The sequence below is a fragment of the Pantoea sp. Ap-967 genome (assembly GCF_011752565.1).
Classification (GTDB): Bacteria; Pseudomonadota; Gammaproteobacteria; order Pseudomonadales; family Pseudomonadaceae; genus Aquipseudomonas.
This window is the reverse complement of the sequence record NZ_VWXK01000045.1, coordinates 14953-32872: the sequence shown is the minus strand read 5'-3', so window position 1 is coordinate 32872 and position 17920 is coordinate 14953. Positions and strand designations below refer to the sequence as shown.

Annotated in this window: 17 protein-coding genes; 9 read left to right on the top strand and 8 right to left on the bottom strand. The window is 63.8% G+C overall.

Annotated features, from left to right (window positions below):
- Positions 1–134: 134 nt before the first annotated feature.
- The 4 genes from ccoM to F3J45_RS27890 form a co-directional block, all read right to left on the bottom strand.
- A complete protein-coding gene (gene ccoM, locus F3J45_RS30425) occupies positions 135–251 on the bottom strand; it encodes a cytochrome c oxidase subunit CcoM (protein WP_027918924.1) in 117 nt (38 codons plus the stop codon).
- A 135-nt stretch (positions 252–386) separates the two neighbouring features.
- Entirely contained in the window at positions 387–548 is a 162-nt protein-coding gene (locus F3J45_RS27900; protein ID WP_165837386.1) for a hypothetical protein, read from the bottom strand.
- 67 nt (positions 549–615) lie between these two features.
- The gene (locus F3J45_RS27895) at positions 616–948 is read right to left on the bottom strand and encodes an aspartate-semialdehyde dehydrogenase (RefSeq protein WP_167070579.1); all 333 of its coding nucleotides are present in this window, start codon (positions 946–948) and stop codon (positions 616–618) included.
- Between the two features lie 100 nt (positions 949–1048).
- The gene (locus tag F3J45_RS27890) at positions 1049–1741 is read right to left on the bottom strand and encodes a M949_RS01915 family surface polysaccharide biosynthesis protein (RefSeq protein WP_167070578.1); all 693 of its coding nucleotides are present in this window, start codon (positions 1739–1741) and stop codon (positions 1049–1051) included.
- Positions 1742–1873: 132 nt separating this feature from the next.
- Here F3J45_RS27890 and rapA point away from each other — a divergent pair, with 132 nt between their 5' ends.
- Positions 1874–4720, top strand: a complete 2847-nt coding sequence (rapA, locus tag F3J45_RS27885; RefSeq protein ID WP_167070577.1) for an RNA polymerase-associated protein RapA — start codon at positions 1874–1876, stop codon at positions 4718–4720.
- A 215-nt stretch (positions 4721–4935) separates the two neighbouring features.
- Positions 4936–6984, top strand: coding sequence for a bifunctional diguanylate cyclase/phosphodiesterase (locus F3J45_RS27880; RefSeq protein WP_205300712.1), 2049 nt, complete (start codon positions 4936–4938; stop codon positions 6982–6984).
- A 115-nt stretch (positions 6985–7099) separates the two neighbouring features.
- Here the strand turns inward: F3J45_RS27880 and F3J45_RS27875 are convergent, their stop codons facing one another.
- Positions 7100–7987 (bottom strand): NAD(P)-dependent oxidoreductase, encoded by an 888-nt coding sequence (locus F3J45_RS27875; RefSeq protein WP_167070576.1) that lies wholly within the window; start codon positions 7985–7987, stop codon positions 7100–7102.
- A gap of 169 nt (positions 7988–8156) precedes the next feature.
- Positions 8157–8462, bottom strand: a complete 306-nt coding sequence (locus F3J45_RS27870) for a DUF2288 domain-containing protein (RefSeq protein WP_167070575.1) — start codon at positions 8460–8462, stop codon at positions 8157–8159.
- Positions 8463–8823: 361 nt separating this feature from the next.
- On the opposite strand from F3J45_RS27870, the gene F3J45_RS27865 reads away from it, so the two are divergent.
- The 7 genes from F3J45_RS27865 to F3J45_RS27835 all read left to right on the top strand — a co-directional run bounded on the left by F3J45_RS27865 (position 8824) and on the right by F3J45_RS27835 (position 16355).
- On the top strand, positions 8824–9936 hold the full coding sequence (locus F3J45_RS27865; RefSeq protein ID WP_370526496.1) for a branched-chain amino acid ABC transporter substrate-binding protein: 1113 nt from the start codon (positions 8824–8826) through the stop codon (positions 9934–9936).
- A gap of 187 nt (positions 9937–10123) precedes the next feature.
- Positions 10124–11047, top strand: coding sequence for a high-affinity branched-chain amino acid ABC transporter permease LivH (gene livH, locus F3J45_RS27860; RefSeq protein WP_167070573.1), 924 nt, complete (start codon positions 10124–10126; stop codon positions 11045–11047).
- Complete coding sequence (locus F3J45_RS27855; protein ID WP_167070572.1) at positions 11044–12300, top strand: high-affinity branched-chain amino acid ABC transporter permease LivM; 1257 nt, start codon at positions 11044–11046, stop codon at positions 12298–12300. Before livH ends, F3J45_RS27855 begins: the two co-directional genes overlap by 4 nt.
- A complete protein-coding gene (gene livG / locus F3J45_RS27850; RefSeq protein ID WP_008097486.1) occupies positions 12297–13064 on the top strand; it encodes a high-affinity branched-chain amino acid ABC transporter ATP-binding protein LivG in 768 nt (255 codons plus the stop codon). The genes F3J45_RS27855 and livG overlap by 4 nt, the downstream gene beginning before the upstream one ends.
- Entirely contained in the window at positions 13065–13766 is a 702-nt protein-coding gene (locus tag F3J45_RS27845) for an ABC transporter ATP-binding protein (protein ID WP_054899483.1), read from the top strand. It begins immediately after the preceding gene.
- 203 nt (positions 13767–13969) lie between these two features.
- Entirely contained in the window at positions 13970–14644 is a 675-nt protein-coding gene (locus F3J45_RS27840; RefSeq protein WP_167070571.1) for a COG3650 family protein, read from the top strand.
- A 103-nt stretch (positions 14645–14747) separates the two neighbouring features.
- Positions 14748–16355 carry an NAD(P)/FAD-dependent oxidoreductase gene (locus F3J45_RS27835; RefSeq protein ID WP_167070570.1) on the top strand — a complete coding sequence of 536 codons (1608 nt, stop codon included), beginning with the start codon at positions 14748–14750 and terminating at the stop codon, positions 16353–16355.
- 222 nt (positions 16356–16577) lie between these two features.
- Here the strand turns inward: F3J45_RS27835 and F3J45_RS27830 are convergent, their stop codons facing one another.
- Both F3J45_RS27830 and pdxH read right to left on the bottom strand, forming a co-directional pair.
- A complete protein-coding gene (locus F3J45_RS27830) occupies positions 16578–17042 on the bottom strand; it encodes a glycine zipper 2TM domain-containing protein (protein WP_167070569.1) in 465 nt (154 codons plus the stop codon).
- A gap of 225 nt (positions 17043–17267) precedes the next feature.
- The gene (gene pdxH / locus F3J45_RS27825) at positions 17268–17915 is read right to left on the bottom strand and encodes a pyridoxamine 5'-phosphate oxidase (protein WP_167070567.1); all 648 of its coding nucleotides are present in this window, start codon (positions 17913–17915) and stop codon (positions 17268–17270) included.
- Between the last annotated feature and the right edge of the window lie 5 nt (positions 17916–17920).

The window sequence follows — 17920 nt, the reverse complement described above, 5'->3', positions numbered from 1 at the left end:
CCCCGGCATTCACTGTCCCTGTAGGAGCAGGCTTGCCTGCGATAGGGCCGGCACAGCCCATGCAAATCATTCAGGCAAAAAAATAGGCGACCGAAGTCGCCCTAAATGCCTTGCGTGCTCGTGTACCCGAAAGGTCAGCGCGGCTTGCGCTTGTGCGAGTCCTTCCAGATGAAAATGCCCAGACCGGCAAAGAATGCGAACATCAACCCGACCGTTACCACACCCGCGATAACCACATTGTCGAAGAACATGCTGGCCTCCCGATTCGTTCGCCGTTGTCCGATGGATGCAAGGTAACGAATTCGAGGGCGGGGAAAATTGACCGGGATCAATGGTGCCCGGGACCGGGCACGCGAGGCGGGCGCAGGGTTGACCTGCGTCAAGTTTCAGCGCTTCTTGGGCTTGCCCTTGGGCTTTTTCTTCTTCGCCGTGGCCAGCGGCATGGCCTGCTCGAAGGCCTGGCGCACTTCGTTCAGGCGCTTTTCCTTGAGGTCATGGATGCGCTTGGCGCGCTCGGCATCGAAATCGATGAGGTTGTCTTGGCTCATGGGTGGGCTCGACGATCAACAGAGAGCTGCATGATGAAGCCAGGGGCCGGCCGTGACCAGCCCCGCGTCAGACTTCGATATCCACCAGCAGACCCTGGCGCGGGTGCTCGCCCATCAGGGGCGCCACCGGCACGGTATTGTCAGCATTGACCTCATCACCCGGCACGGCGCTGTAGCGCTCGGCATCGCCCTTGCCATTGCGCCGCTGGCGCTGGCGGCGCTGTTCTTCTCGCAGCAACAAGGCCTGCTCTTGCGGGTCGCGCTGCTGCTTGAGGTCGATGGCACTTTCATTGGACGACGGCTGTACCGGCACCACCGGCTTGATGTCGGGTGGCGGTTTCACCGGGTCCTGCTGCGAGGTCACGGGGGCGGCACTGAGCGGAATGATCGGCGGCAACATGGAAATTCTCCTGTGCCTACTGTATCGGCCATCCTTGAGCCAGCTTTAGGGAAAACAGGCGCGCCCGGTATCGGTCGCGCCCTGCCAGTATAGACAGCCGCTATTGGGCGTCGTCGTCCGGTTCGTCGTCCGGCGGCGGGCTGGTTTCGCTCCAGGGCCGCTTGTAAACCTGCTGCCACACCGCGTCCAGGTGATCGCGCAGCACCTGCGGGGCGTTTTTCAACGAGGCGCTGTCTTCCCGGTCGCCGCCGATCGGCTCTTCACCCGCCGGGGTAATCAGCGAATGGCCGGTGATGGTGTAGCTGGCCTGCCCTTCGCGCATTTCGATGGCGATGTCGTGCGGGTCGATGCCGCCGCCACAGAAGGCGTGGCTGGCCACGGTCACTTCGGCAACGCCGTCCTTGTTCAGGTCGGTGACGTCGCTGACATCACTGTAGAAGTCGACATCCAGGTCCAGCCCCGGGCAGGTGGTTTCCTGCTCGATCTGCCAGCGCGGCTTGAAGGCGTCACTGGCCGACGTGCGCCCGTACAGGGTGGCCTTGAGCACCACCTTGTCGACTTCCTGCTCGGACTCGGCATCCACCGCCTGGCCGTCACTGCGGCTTAGCACCAGCAGCCCTTCGCCGTCGCGGTCGTGGAAGTGCACGCTCTTGATCGGCGTCTGCACGCCCAGCACTTCAAGCTGCTCGACCGGAATGGGCGGCAGGGTTTCAAAGTTTTTCTGATCACAGGCGGCCAGCAGCATGCTGCCCATGGCCATGGAGACGTTCAACCAGCGGTGCTTGAGCGGCATATCGTTGCGTAGCCCTCGTCAGCCTGACGGTAATCTGCGATGAAACAGCTAGACTGATGGACTTCTGGTCTATGGTCCGTCCGGCCTATCCGTTACCATAGCCAGCTTTTTCATCGCGGGAGTTCAGGCAGTATGGCGCAGCAGTATCAACCGGGGCAACGCTGGATCAGCGACAGCGAAGCAGAGCTCGGCCTGGGAACCATCCTGGCGCAGGATGGCCGCCTGTTGACCGTGCTCTATCCGGCCACTGGCGACACCCGTCAGTATTCCCTGCGCAATGCACCCTTGACCCGCGTGCGTTTCTCGCCAGGTGACCAGATCACCCATTTCGAAGGCTGGAAACTCACCGTGCGCGAGGTCGAGGACATCGACGGCCTGATGGTCTACCACGGCCTCGATGGGCAGAACCAGGCACGCACCTTGCCGGAAACCCAGCTGTCGAACTTCATTCAGTTCCGCCTGGCCAGCGACCGCCTGTTCGCCGGGCAGATCGACCCGCTGTCGTGGTTCAGCCTGCGCTACAACACCCTGCACCACACCAGCAAGCAGATGCAGTCGTCGCTGTGGGGCCTGGGTGGTTGCCGTGCGCAACCGATCGCCCACCAGCTGCACATCGCCCGCGAAGTGGCCGACCGCAGCGCGCCACGGGTATTGCTGGCCGACGAAGTGGGCCTGGGCAAAACCATCGAAGCGGGCCTGGTGATTCACCGCCAACTGCTCTCTGGCCGGGCCAGCCGTGTACTGATCCTGGTGCCGGAAAACCTCCAGCACCAGTGGCTGGTGGAAATGCGCCGGCGCTTCAACCTGCAGGTTGCCCTGTTCGACGCCGAGCGCTTCATCGAAAGCGACGCCAGCAACCCGTTCGAGGATGCCCAGCTGGCGCTGGTCGCCCTGGAGTGGCTGGTCGATGACGAAAAGGCCCAGGACGCCCTGTTCGCCGCCGGCTGGGACCTGATGGTGGTCGACGAAGCCCACCACCTGGTCTGGCATGAAGACCAGGTCAGCGCCGAGTATGGCCTGGTCGAACAACTGGCCCAGGTGATTCCAGGCGTATTGCTGCTCACCGCCACCCCGGAACAGCTCGGCCAGGACAGCCACTTCGCACGCCTGCGCCTGCTCGACCCTAACCGTTTCCACGACCTGGCCGCCTTCCGCGCCGAAAGCGAGCACTATCGCCCGGTGGCCGAAGCGGTGCAGGAACTGCTCGACGAAGGCCGCCTGTCGCCCAAGGCCCACGCCACCATCCAGGGCTTCCTCGGCGCCGAGGGCGAAGCGCTGCTGGCCGCGGTCAATGACGGCGACACCCAGGCCAGCGCCCGCCTGATCCGCGAACTGCTCGACCGCCACGGCACCGGCCGCGTGCTGTTCCGCAACACCCGCGCCGCCGTGCAGGGCTTCCCCGAGCGCCAGCTGCACCCCTACCCGCTGGCCAACCCGGAGCAGTACCAGGCGCTGCCCGCTGGCGAGCGTGCCGAGTTGTACCCGGAAGTGGCCTTCCAGGCGCAGAACGAGGTCAGTGACGAAGACCGCTGGTGGCGCTTCGACCCGCGGGTCGACTGGCTGATCGACACCCTGAAGATGCTCAAGCGCACCAAGGTGCTGGTGATCTGCGCCCACGCCGAAACCGCGATGGACCTGGAAGACGCCCTGCGCGTGCGCTCCGGCATCCCGGCCACGGTGTTCCACGAGGGCATGAGCATTCTCGAACGTGACCGCGCCGCCGCCTATTTCGCCGACGAAGAGTTCGGCGCCCAGGTGCTGATCTGCTCGGAAATCGGCAGCGAGGGCCGCAACTTCCAGTTCGCCCATCACCTGGTGATGTTCGACCTGCCAGCCCACCCCGACCTGCTCGAACAGCGTATTGGCCGCCTCGACCGCATCGGCCAGAAGCACACCATCGAACTGCACATCCCGTACCTGCAGGACAGCCCGCAAGAGCGCCTGTTCCAGTGGTACCACGAAGGCCTCAACGCCTTCCTCAATACCTGCCCGACCGGCAACGCCCTGCAGCATCAATTCGGCCCACGCCTGTTGCCGATGCTCGAAGGCAGCGAAGCCAAGGCCTGGAGCGCACTGGTGGCCGAGGCCCGTGGCGAGCGCGAGCGCCTGGAGGCCGAGCTGCACAGCGGCCGTGACCGCCTGCTGGAACTGAACTCCGGCGGCGCCGGTGAAGGCCAGGCCCTGGTCGAGGCGATTCTTGAACAGGACGACCAGTTCGCCCTGCCGATCTACATGGAAACCCTGTTCGATGCGTTCGGCATCGACAGCGAAGACCACTCGGAAAACGCCCTGATCCTCAAGCCAAGCGAGAAGATGCTCGACGCCAGCTTCCCGCTGGGCGACGACGAGGGCGTGACCATCACCTACGACCGCGCCCAGGCACTGTCGCGCGAAGACATGCAGTTCCTGACCTGGGAACACCCGATGGTCCAGGGCGGCATGGACTTGGTGCTGTCCGGCTCGATGGGCAACACCGCCGTGGCGCTGATCAAGAACAAGGCGCTCAAGCCCGGCACCGTGTTGCTCGAACTGCTGTTCGTCAGCGAAGTGGTGGCACCGCGCAGCCTGCAACTGGGCCGTTACCTGCCGCCGGCGGCGCTGCGCTGCCTGCTCGATGCCAACGGCAACGACCTGGCCTCGCGGGTGGCCTTCGAAACACTCAACGACCAGCTCGAAAGCGTGCCACGGGCCAGCGCCAACAAGTTCGTCCAGGCCCAGCGCGACGTGCTGGCCAAGCGCATCAGTGGTGGCGAGGCCAAGGTCATGCCCACCCACGTGGAGCGTGTGGCCGAAGCCCAGCGCCGCCTGAGCGCCGAGGCCGATGAAGAGCTGGCGCGCCTGACCGCGTTGCAAGCGGTGAACCCGAGCGTGCGTGACAGCGAGATCGAGGCGCTGCGCAAGCTGCGTGAGGAAGGGTTGGCGATGCTCGACAAGGCAGCGTTGCGCCTGGAAGCGATTCGCGTGCTTGTGGCAGGGTGATTGGCCGAAGGGGCGCGTCGCGCCCCTTTTCGCGACCTGCGGTCGCTCCCACAGGGATAGTGAACACCCGTAGGTCGTGATGGCAGCGCCATATTGCTACTGGCTATCACGCTCATATCCAAATCATTACATCCAAAGTGCCATTATTCAGGAAGGTTTAAACACCTCTTCCTATACTGCCTTTCGATCGTGCGAAATCGAGTGAAGGGCATGCTATGGAATGGCTGGGACTGCAACTGTTCGCGCAACTGCCGGTAAACGGGCGTATCGTCATCGACTGCCGCCACGAGCCCTTGCTGATCCTCATTGCCATTGCGGTGGCCAGCGCCGCCTGCTTCGCCACCCTCGACATGGCCGAGCGCCAATCCCACAGTGAACACCCCGCCGCGCAGCGTCAATGGCGCGCATTGGGCGCCTGCTGCCTGGCCGGTGGCATCTGGGCCATGCACTTCATCAGCATGCTGGCGTTTCAGGCCCCGCTGGAGATGCATTACGACGTGCCGCTGACCGGCCTGTCCCTGCTGATTGCCCTGCTGGTGGCCTGGCTTGCGATGAACAGCCTCGACCGCCTCTACATGCGCCCGCACCACTACCTGCAAAGCGCGCTGCTGATCGGCATGGGCATCGTGCTGATGCACTTCGTGGGCATGGCGGCGCTGCAAACCGGCGCCCAGCAGTACTACCAAACCAACCTGCTACTGGCCAGCGCCGCCATCGCCCTGCTCACCAGCCTGGCCGCACTGCTGCTGGCACGCTACTTTCGCAACGGCAGCGGCACCCGGCACCAGGCCATGAAATATGGCGCCAGCCTGCTGATGGCAGGCGGTATCGTCGCCACCCACTTCACCGGCATGGCCGCCATGACCCTGGTGATTCCTGCCGACACCGCACTGCGCCTGCCCTCCGGCGACAACAGCCTGCAACTGGGCCTGACCGTGGCCTTCATCACCTTGCTGATCAGTGGCAGCAGCATCAGCGCCGCACTGGCCGACAAGAAGCTGCAAAGCAAGGAAGACGACCTGCGCCGCTACGGCCTGCTGCTCAGCCAGCTGGACCAGGCCCGCGCCTCGTTGCAACAGGCGGCGCACTACGATGCCCTGACCAACCTTGTCAATCGCCGCGGCTTCAACCAGCTGTTCGCCGAACGCCTGGCCGAACAGGACCCCAGCCACAACCGCCTGGCGGTGATGTTCCTGGACATCGACCATTTCAAACGCATCAACGACAGCCTCGGCCACGCCGCAGGCGATGAATTGCTCAAGGTCATCGCCGACCACATCAAGGCTGCCACCCGCAGCCAGGACCTGGTGGCACGCTTCGGCGGCGACGAGTTCTGCGTGGTCACCAGCCTGCATCACCCCGAGGAAGCGCGCCACCTGGCCCAGCGCATCATGCAGCGAATGAAAGACCCCATCGACGTCGGCGGCCGGCGCATGGTGATGACCACCAGCATCGGCATCAGCCTGTTTCCCGATGACGGGCAAAGCGCCGAGGAACTGCTCAAGCACGCCGACCTTGCGCTTTACCAGTCCAAGGGCAGTGGCCGCAACAGCCTGCACTTTTTCAACGCTGGCCTGAAAAGCCGGGCCACCCTGGAGTTGCAACTGGAAGAAGAACTGCGCATCGCCCTGCTCGAAGAACGCGGCCTGCGCGTGCACTACCAGCCGATCTTCGACCTGCGCAGTGGCCAGGTGGCCAAGCTGGAGGCCCTGGTGCGCTGGCAACACCCCCAGCACGGCCTGCTCGGGCCCGACCGTTTCATTGGCATCGCCGAGGCCAATGGCCTGATCGTCGACCTCGACCTGTGGGTGCTGCGCCACGCCTGCGAAGACCTGGCCCAATTGCAGCGCCACGGGTTCGCCAACCTCAAGGTCACGGTCAATTGCTCGGCGGTGACCCTGGGCCACGATGCGCTGCCCAACGAGGTGGAGATGGCGCTGCGTCACGCCGGCATGGCGCCGCAGCACCTGGAACTGGAAGTGACCGAGAATGCGCTGATGGGCGATATCCAGCACACGGTTTGCCTGCTCAAGCGCATCCGCAGCCAGGGCGTGGCGCTGTCGATCGATGACTTCGGCACCGGTTACTCATCGCTGGCCTACCTCAAGCGCCTGCCGCTGGACGTGCTGAAGATCGACCGCACCTTCCTGCAGGATGTGCCCGGCAGCCTCAAGGACCGGGAAATCGTCCAGGCCATCATTGCCATGGCCCACACCCTGCACCTGCAGGTGGTGAGCGAAGGCGTCGAAACCGCCGAACAGTAGGAATTCCTCGCAGCCAACCACTGCGACTACCTGCAGGGTTACCTGCTCAGCCGGCCGGTGCCCCTGGCCGACCTGCGGCCGATCCTCGACCGGCTCGACCGCCAGGAAGCCGTGCTCAGCCCTTGTTGCGATACAGCTCGACCAGGGTCGCCGGATCTTTTTGCAGATAGCCCTGGCTACCGTGCAGGCGCATCATTTGCGCAGCGAGCCCGCTGAGCGGTGTAGCCGCGCCTTGCTCGCGGGACAGCTTGACCGCGCCATCGAGGTCCTTGAGCAGGGTGCGCACGTGCCATTTGACCGGTTCGAAACGGTTCTCGGCCATCTGCGGCGCCAGGATCTGCAACGGCTTGGAGTCGGCAAAGCCGCCCGCCAGGGCCTCGGCGATCAAGGTGGCGTCGACCCCGGACTGCTCGGCCAGGGCCACCACTTCGGCAATCACCAGGGCGTTACAGGCAACGATCATCTGGTTGCAGGTCTTGGTCACCTGCCCTGCGCCCACGCCGCCCATGTGCGTCACCCGCTGGCCCAGGCTCAGCAGCACCGGCCGCGCACGCTGCAAGTCGCTGGCCTCGCCCCCGACCATGATCGCCAGGCTGCCCGCTTGCGCCCCCGCAGTGCCCCCGGAAACCGGGGCATCCAGCCAGGCCATGCCGCACAGGGCAGCGAGCTCGGCGGCCATTTCACGGGTGGCCGTGGCCTCCAGGCTCGACAGGTCGACCAACAGCTGGCCGCTGCGCCCGCCCTGGGCAATGCCCTGTTCACCGAACACCACCTCGCGCACTACCGCCGTGTCGGCCAGGCACAACAGCACCATGTCGCTGCCACGGCTCAATTCGGCGGGGCTGGTGGCCAGCTTCGCGCCTTCGGCCACCAGCGCCGAGCATTTTTCCGGGCTGCGGTTCCATACGGTCAGCGGGTAGCCCGCCGCCAGCAGGCGACGGCACATGGGCAGGCCCATCAGGCCGATGCCGGCGAATCCAAGCGAAGGTAATGCAGTACTCATCAACGACTCCACAGGGTTGCAATGATCTGAAAGCCTACAGGTACCCCATTACGCATCCCGTAAACTGTTACCGCCACGCCAAATTGTTACCGACCGCCACCCCGCCTGAACGCCATCGAGCACCAGGATGAGGCACCTGTGCGTTTTCACGCACCAAAATGAAGCGCGGTCATTCAGCGGCCTTGGCCTGGATCACGATGAACGGCGAAACCACCACGGCCCAGATCTCTGGGTCGCGGCTTTGCAGGTCCAATGCCTGCTCGGTGGTCACTGGCCCGACGGTGCCATCACTGCGCCACTTGGCGAAGATCTCGCTGCGATTCTCGGCCATTGCCTCGGCAACCGCGATCAGGTCCAGGCTTGGGTCGACCCAAATCAGGTCACCCTTGGCCCAGAAACGCTCCAGCGCTTTCCACTCGATTGTCGCCGTCTCACCCAGCAATTTGGCATAGAGGGTGCTTGTTTGATCAGTCATGGGTTTGTACGCACATTCGGCCAATGAAAAAAGGTCGGCATTTTTGCAGAAAAACCCGGTTTCAAATACGTAATTTGGTCGATTGGCCCCGAACACGTGGGGTGGGGCCAGGAGTGCAGGCAAAGTGATGGCGCTTTTCTGTATCTTTCTTTCGATCAAGCGACAACCCTGGAAGTTGGCACTTTTCGCCCGCTTTTCAAGCGCGTGAACAGCGCTCTACACTGTACCGGTACAGTTCCGGGACATGTTCCGGGGGAAGGTGGGCATGCAGCGTGGCGTGGCCATGCCGCAAATCCCGCCCGGTCTGTAGCCCTGGCCGCCAGGACTATAAGAATTACAACAGAATGAGTGGAGCACTATGATCAAGATTTCCAAGCTGTTCGCTGCAATGGTACTGGCCGGGGTAGCCAGCCATTCGTTTGCCGCCGATACCATCAAGATCGGCATCGCAGGCCCGAAGACCGGCCCAGTGACCCAGTACGGCGACATGCAGTTCATCGGCGCCAACCAAGCCATCAAGGACATCAACGCCAAGGGCGGCGTCGATGGCAAAATGCTTGAAGCCAAGGAATACGACGACGCCTGCGACCCTAAACAGGCCGTGGCCGTTGCCAACAAGGTGGTCAACGACGGCGTCAAGTTCGTCATTGGCCACCTGTGCTCCAGCTCCACCCAGCCTGCGTCCGACATCTATGAAGACGAAGGCGTGATCATGATCACCCCGGCGGCCACCTCGCCGGAAATCACCGCCCGTGGCTACAAGCTGATCTTCCGCACCATCGGCCTGGACAGCGCCCAGGGCCCGGCGGCCGGCAACTACATCGCCGACCACGTCAAACCGAAAGTGGTTGCCGTGCTGCACGACAAGCAGCAATACGGTGAAGGCATCGCCACCGCGGTCAAGCAGACCCTGGAGAAGAAAGGCACCAAGGTTGCCGTCTTCGAAGGCCTGAACGCCGGTGACAAGGACTTCTCCTCGATCATCCAGAAGCTCAAGCAGAACAACGTCGACTTCGTCTACTACGGCGGCTACCACCCAGAGCTGGGCCTGATCCTGCGCCAAGCCCAGGAAAAAGGCCTGAAAGCCAAGTTCATGGGCCCGGAAGGCGTGGGTAACGACTCCATTTCGCAGATCGCCCAAGGTGCCTCCGAAGGCCTGCTGGTGACCCTGCCGAAGTCCTTCGACGCCGACCCTGAGAACAAGGCCATCGTCGACGCCATCAAGGCTGACGGCAAGGACCCAAGCGGCCCGTTCGTGTTCCCGGCCTACTCCGCCGTGGAGCTGATTGCCAAGGGCATCGAAGCGGCCAAGTCCGAAGACACCGACAAGGTGGCCGCGGCCATCCACGCCGGCAAGTTCAAGACCCCGACCGGCGAGCTGTCGTACGACGAGAAAGGCGACCTGAAAGACTTCAAGTTCGTGGTCTACGAATGGCACTTCGGCAAGCCAAAGACCGAAGTCTCCCCTCAGTAACTGCGTGACTAATAGCTGACCGTAAAAAGCCCACTGTGCGAGCAGTGGGCTTTGTTTTACGAGGTTCATGGGCCAGATCCCCGCGATCCGGGGGCCGACCCACCTGAAAATCTTAAAACCGTCACCCGCGGTTTCCTGGCCGTACCCCGGCCAGTGAAATGCAAATCAGGTTTTTAGGAGCGCTGTAATGCCTGAGATCTACCATTTCTTCCAACAACTGGTTAATGGATTGACCATCGGCAGCACCTACGCCTTGATCGCCATCGGCTATACGATGGTGTACGGCATCATCGGCATGATCAACTTCGCCCACGGCGAGGTGTACATGATCGGTTCCTACGTGGCCTTCATCGCCCTGGCGGGCCTGGCCATGATGGGTATCCATTCGCTGCCGATCCTGATGACCGTCGCCTTCGTCGCGACGATCTGCGTTACCAGTGCCTACGGCTACAGCATCGAACGGGTTGCCTACCGCCCCTTGCGCAACAGCAACCGCCTGATCCCGCTGATTTCCGCCATCGGCATGTCGATTTTCCTGCAGAACACCGTGCTGCTGTCGCAGGACTCGAAGGACAAATCCATCCCCAACCTGATTCCGGGCGCCTTCTCCTTCGGGCCAGGCGGTGCCGAGGAAGTCCTGATCAGCTACATGCAGATCCTGGTGTTCGTGGTCACCCTGGTGGCCATGACCTGCCTGACCCTGTTCATCTCCCGTTCCCGCCTGGGGCGCGCCTGCCGTGCCTGCGCCGAGGACATCAAGATGGCCAACCTGCTGGGCATCAACACCAACAACATCATCGCCCTGACCTTCGTCATCGGTGCCGCGCTGGCAGCCGTGGCGGCCGTGCTGCTGAGCATGCAGTACGGGGTCATCAACCCCAACGCCGGTTTCCTGGTGGGCCTGAAGGCCTTCACCGCGGCGGTACTGGGCGGCATCGGCAGCATCCCGGGCGCCATGCTCGGCGGGCTGGTGCTGGGCGTGGCCGAAGCCTTCGGCGCCGACATCTTCGGCGACCAGTACAAGGACGTGGTGGCATTCGGCTTGTTGGTTCTTGTCCTGCTGTTCCGGCCGACCGGCATCCTCGGCCGCCCGGAGGTTGAAAAAGTATGAACAGAAATCTCAAACAGGCGTTCTTCAGCGCCTTGCTGGTCTGGGCCGTGGCCTTCCCGGTACTGGGCCTGAAACTGAGCATCGACGGCATCAGCCTGGCGGTGCACAGCCAAGGGTCGTTCACCCTCAGCATCATTGCCGTGTGTTCGGTGCTGATGTTCCTGCGCGTGCTGTTCGACAAGCAGTGGAGCGCGGTGATGGGCCGTCGCTCGGACCGCAAGTTGATCCCGCCGGCGGTGAGCAACTACCTGACCCTGCCGAAAACCCAGCGCTACGTGATCATTGGCCTGATCGTCGCTGCCCTGGTGTGGCCGTTCTTCGGCTCGCGCGGTGCGGTGGACATCGCCACGCTGATCCTGATCTACGTGTTGCTGGGCCTGGGCCTGAACATCGTGGTGGGCCTGGCCGGCCTGCTGGACCTGGGCTACGTCGGTTTCTATGCCGTCGGCGCCTACAGCTACGCGATGCTCTCGCACTACCTGGGCTGGAGCTTCTGGGTGTGCCTGCCGATCGCCGGCCTGATGGCCGCCACCTTCGGCTTCCTGCTCGGTTTCCCGGTGCTGCGCCTGCGCGGTGACTACCTGGCAATCGTGACCCTCGGCTTCGGCGAGATCATCCGCCTGTTCCTGCGTAACCTCACCGACTGGACCGGCGGCCCCAACGGCATCAGCAACATCCCCAAGCCTGAGTTCTTCGGCCTGACCTTCGAGCGCAAGGCTGCCGAGGGGATGCAGACCTTCCACGAGTTCTTCGGGCTGCAATACAACTCGATCAACAAAGTCATCTTCCTCTATCTGGTGGCCCTGCTGCTGGCGCTGCTGGCACTGTTCGTCATCAACCGCCTGCTGCGCATGCCGATCGGTCGTGCCTGGGAAGCGCTGCGTGAAGACGAAATCGCCTGCCGCGCACTGGGCTTGAACCCCACCGTGATCAAGCTCTCGGCCTTCACCCTGGGTGCCTGCTTCGCCGGTTTCGCCGGCAGCTTCTTCGCTGCGCGCCAGGGCCTGGTGACGCCGGAGTCGTTCACCTTCATCGAGTCGGCGATCATCCTCGCCATCGTCGTGCTCGGCGGCATGGGCTCACAACTGGGCGTGATTCTCGCGGCCATCGTGATGATCCTGCTGCCGGAGCTGATGCGTGAGTTCAGCGAATACCGCATGTTGATGTTCGGTGCGCTGATGGTGTTGATGATGATCTGGCGCCCGCAAGGCTTGCTGCCTATGCAACGCCCCCACATGGAGCTGCATCGATGAGCCGTGAAATTCTGCAAGTCAGCGGCCTGAGCATGCGCTTCGGCGGCTTGTTGGCGGTCAACGGCGTGGCCCTGACCGTCAAGGAAAAACAAGTGGTGGCGCTGATCGGCCCGAACGGCGCCGGCAAGACCACGGTGTTCAACTGCCTCACCGGCTTCTACAAGCCCAGCGGCGGCACCATCCTGCTCGACGGCCAGCCCATCCAGGGCCTGGCCGGCCACCAGATCGCCCGCAAGGGTGTGGTGCGGACCTTCCAGAACGTGCGCCTGTTCAAGGAAATGACCGCGCTGGAAAACCTGCTGATCGCCCAGCACCGTCACCTGAACACCAACTTCTTCGCCGGCCTGTTCAAAACCCCGAACTTCCGCCGCAGCGAGAAGGAGGCCATGGAGCGCGCGCAGTATTGGCTGGAGAAGGTCAACCTGACCGAATTCGCCAACCGCACCGCCGGCACCCTCGCCTACGGCCAGCAGCGCCGCCTGGAAATCGCCCGCTGCATGATGACCCAGCCGCGCATCATCATGCTCGATGAGCCGGCCGCTGGCCTGAACCCGAAGGAAACCGAAGACCTCAAGGCGCTGATCGCCTACCTGCGCGAGTCGCACAACGTCACCGTGCTGCTGATCGAGCACGACATGAAGCTGGTGATGAGCATTTCCGACCATATCGTCGTGATCAACCAGGGCACGCCCCTGGCCCACGGCACGCCGGAGGAAATTCGCGACAACCCTGATGTGATCAAAGCTTACCTGGGGGAAGCGTAAATGCTGAAGTTCGAGAACGTTTCCACCTTCTACGGCAAGATCCAGGCACTGCACAGCGTCAACGTGGAGATCAACCAGGGCGAGATCGTCACCCTGATCGGCGCCAACGGTGCCGGCAAGTCGACCTTGCTGATGACCCTGTGCGGCTCGCCCCAGGCGCACAGCGGCAGCATCAAGTACCTGGGTGAAGAGCTGGTCGGCCAGCCGTCCTCGCACATCATGCGCAAGAGCATCGCGGTCGTGCCCGAAGGCCGCCGCGTGTTCGCCCGCCTGACCGTCGAGGAAAACCTGGCCATGGGCGGTTTCTTCACCGACAAAGGCGACTATCAGGCGCAGCTGGACAAAGTCCTGCAGCTGTTCCCACGGCTCAAGGAGCGCTACAACCAGCGCGGCGGCACCATGTCCGGCGGCGAGCAGCAGATGCTGGCCATCGGCCGGGCGCTGATGAGCAAGCCCAAACTGCTGTTGCTCGACGAGCCGTCGCTGGGCCTGGCGCCTATCATCATCCAGCAGATCTTCGACATCATCGAGCAACTGCGTCGCGACGGCGTGACGGTGTTCCTGGTGGAGCAGAACGCCAACCAGGCGCTGAAGATCGCCGACCGGGCCTATGTGCTGGAGAACGGCCGGGTGGTGATGCAGGGCACCGGCGAAGCGCTGCTGACCGACCCGAAGGTGCGCGACGCGTACCTGGGGGGTTGATTGGGAAAAAGGCCTTCGGGCCTTTTTTTCTGCCTGTGCCGGCCTCTTCGCGGGGCAAGCCCGCTCCTACAGGGATCACCTTAGCCTGTAGGAGCGGGCTTGCCCCGCGAAGAGGCCCGCACAGGCAACCATTAACTTGAGATCCGCCGCCAGCCTGCGTAACGTGGCCAGCTCTTTGCCGAAGATTCCCCGGAGCCCGCCCCATGCGCCTCACCCCTACCCTGCTGCTCAGCGCCCTGCTGCCCTTGTTCGCCGGCTGCCAACTGCTGGCCGAGCAACCCCGTGACCCGAACATCGGCACCACGCGCATGCAGGGCGAGCTGAGCGCCAATGGCGGGCGCCTGTTGTTCAAGCCCTGCAGCGAAGCACGCCGCTTCGTGATCAATGACGCCGCCGGCACCGGCATCCTGCAGGAGTCGGCCAGCCTGGCCAAGGACGCCAATGCCAAGCTGTTCGCCGACGTGCGCGGCCGCCTCACCGGCGCCAAGCAGGCCGACAACGACGGCCAGCTGGAGCTCAGCCGCCTGTACCGCCTGGAGCCGTCCACCCACGCCTGCGACGACCCAAACTTCAAGCAGCTGACCCTGCGTGCCAACGGCCATGGGCCGGACTGGGACGTGAAGGCCAGCGGCAAGGGCATGGTCCTCAACCGGGCCGGCAAGGAACCGCTGCCCCTGCCGTTCCTCGAAGAAGAAGTGCCCGGCGGCGGCCTGACCCTCACCAGCGAAGCGAACGGCGAGCACGTGGAACTGTGGGTAGCCCCGCAGCGCTGCGTCGATAGCACCACCGGTGCCGTGCGCCACCTGCGCGCCGAACTGCGTATCGACGGCAAGACCGTGCAGGGCTGCGGCTACTACGGCGGTGCCCGCGACAACTGATCGCCGGGCGCTTTTATCCTGCCAGTCCGGGCGGCTAACAGCTTATACTTGGCGGTTTGTGTAAAGCCGCCGGCCGCCCATGGCCGGGATACTGGACCCTGCCATGCTACGAATCACCGAACTGAAGCTGCCCCTGGACCATCCCGACGAAGCGCTGCGTGAAGCCATCGTTCAGCGCCTGGGCATCCGCGACGAGCAACTGCTCAGCTTCAACCTGTTCAAGCGCAGCTACGATGCGCGCAAGAAGAACAGCGAACTGCTGTTCATCTACACCATCGACCTGCACGCCAGCAACGAAGCCGAACTGCTGCAAAGGTTCGCCGACGACCACAATATCGGCCCGGCCCCGGACGTTACCTACAAGTTCGTAGGCCAAGCCCCTGCCGAGCTCAAGGAGCGCCCGATCGTGGTGGGCTTTGGCCCCTGCGGCATTTTCGCAGGGCTGCTGCTGGCCCAGATGGGCTTCAAGCCGATCATCCTCGAACGCGGCAAGGAAGTGCGCCAGCGCACCAAGGACACCTGGGGCCTGTGGCGTAAAAGCGTGCTCAACCCCGAGTCCAACGTTCAGTTCGGCGAAGGCGGCGCCGGCACCTTCTCCGACGGCAAGCTGTACAGCCAGATCAAGGACCCGAACCACCATGGCCGCAAGGTCCTGGAAGAGTTCGTCAAGGCCGGTGCGCCGGACGAGATCCTGTACATCAACAAGCCGCACATCGGCACCTTCCGCCTGACCGGCATGGTCGAGCAGATGCGCCAGGACATGATCGCCCTGGGCGCCGAAGTGCGCTTCCAGGAAAAGGTCACCGACCTGCTGTGCGAAGACGGCCAACTGACCGGCGTGGTCCTGGAAAGCGGCGAACAGCTGCACTCGCGCCATGTGGTGCTGGCCCTGGGCCACAGCGCCCGCGACACCTTCCGCATGCTGCATGCCAAGGGCGTGTACATGGAAGCCAAGCCGTTCTCGGTCGGCTTCCGTATCGAGCACCCGCAAACGCTGATCGACAAGGCACGCCTGGGCAAGTACGCCGGCCATCCGAAGCTGGGCGCAGCCGACTACAAGCTGGTGTACCACGCCAAGAACGGCCGCTCGGTGTACAGCTTCTGCATGTGCCCAGGCGGCACCGTGGTTGCCGCCACCAGCGAACCGGGCCGGGTCGTGACCAACGGCATGAGCCAGTATTCGCGTAACGAGCGCAATGCCAACTCCGGCATCGTGGTAGGTATCGACCCTGAGCGCGACTACCCAGGTGGCCCGCTGGCCGGTATCGAGTTGCAGGAGCGCCTGGAGGCCCATGCCTACGTGATGGGCGGCAGCAACTACCAGGCACCGGCCCAGCTGGTGGGCGACTTCGTCGCCGGCAAGCCCTCTACCGCCCTGGGCAGCGTCGAGCCTTCGTACAAGCCGGGGGTCACCCTGGGCGACCTGGCGCCGAGCCTCCCGGCCTTCGCCATCGAGGCCATCCGCGAGGCGCTGCCGGCGTTCGACCGGCAGATCAAGGGCTACAACCTGCATGACGCGGTGTTGACCGGAATCGAAACACGCACCTCGTCGCCGCTGCGCATTACCCGTGGCGCGGACTTCCAGAGCCTGAACATGAAAGGGCTGTTCCCGGCCGGTGAAGGCGCAGGATATGCCGGGGGGATTCTCTCGGCCGGTGTTGACGGCATTCGCATTGCCGAGGCCGTGGCCCGCGACATGCTCGGCCTTTAACGAGGCCGCCCTGACGACGTGGCTCGGTAGGAGCGAGCACAGCTCGCGATGGGCTGCAAAGAAGCCCCGGCATTCTGTGCCGCGAAGCTGAAAACCCGGGGCCGCTGCGCGCCCCCATCGCGAGCTGCGCTCGCTCCTACCAGGCGTAAACCCAGCTGGCCCAGGCCAACAAAAAACCCCGAACAGGCCAAACCTGTTCGGGGTTTTGTTTTACCGCGGCAATCAGTGCGAAACGCGGCTGGTACCGTCAACGGTCATGATGCGAACACGGTCGCCAACGCGGAAGATTTCATTCTGCTGCACCGCCTGCACATAGGCGCGCATGCTGCCGTCATCCTCACGCACGGTAATTTCCACGCCCTGGGTACGGGTGATGCCTTCCTCGGCAGCCGAACCCGCCAGGCCACCGGCCACGGCGCCGATCACAGCGGCCACCAGGCTGCCACGGCCACCGCCCACGGCACTACCGGCCACGCCACCGACGATAGCGCCAGCACCACCGCCGATTGGGGTCTTGGTGCCTTCGATCTTGACTGGGCGCAGGGATTCGATGGTCCCCATGCGCACGGTCTGCACGCGACGGGCTTCATCACGGGAGTAGCTGTCGCCGGTCAGGCTGGAGGCACAGCCCCCCAGCAGCAACGACATGGCGGTGAAAGTTGCCACCAGCAAAGCGGATTTACGCATGGGTACAATCTCCAGAAAACAGGTGTCCATTAGACGCCGCCCAATGACCGCTGTCACGGCGCTGACGCAATATATTTATTTCCATTCAGCCCTTGTACAGCCTCGATGGGCTGGTAAACGGGCATTACAGCGTCAGACCAAGCATAGCCACCGATTACTTCATCGTTGTGCGAGAAGTTGCGGCGTTTGCATGAAAAAGGGGCTGCCAGGCAGCCCCTTGGGAGGTTACGGCGCCAGGCGCTCGCGGGCCCACTGGCCCTCGACCAGGCGGTAGTTCAGGCGGTCGTGCAGTCGGCTGGCGCGGCCTTGCCAGAACTCGATGCGCTCGGGCACCAGGCGGTAGCCGCCCCAATGCTCCGGGCAGTGCGGCTGGGTATCGGCGAAGCGGGCCTCGGTGGCCTTGACCAGGCCTTCAAGCTCCTCGCGGTTGGCAATCACCCGGCTTTGCGGCGAAGCCCAGGCTCCCAGGCGGCTGCCCAGCGGGCGCACCTGGTAGTAGTCATCCGACTCCTGGGCCGTGACTTTCTCCACCCGCCCCTCGATCCGTACCTGGCGCTCCAGCGCCGGCCAGAAGAAGGTCATCGCCGCGAACGGGTTGGCCAGCAGTTGCTGGCCCTTGGCGCTGTCGTAGTTGGTGAAGAAGGTGAAACCGCGTGCATCGAGGCCCTTGAGCAACAGCACGCGGCAATGCGGGCGGCCCTCGCCATCGACGGTGGCGAGGGTCAGGGCATTGGCCTCCACCGGAGGTTGCTCGGTTTTCACCGCATCGGCGAACCACTGGTGAAACAGCGCGAACGGCTCACCCGGGGCCTGGGCCTCGGCCAGGCCATCACGGGTGTAGTCGCGGCGCATATCGGCCAGGGATTGGGTCATGGCTG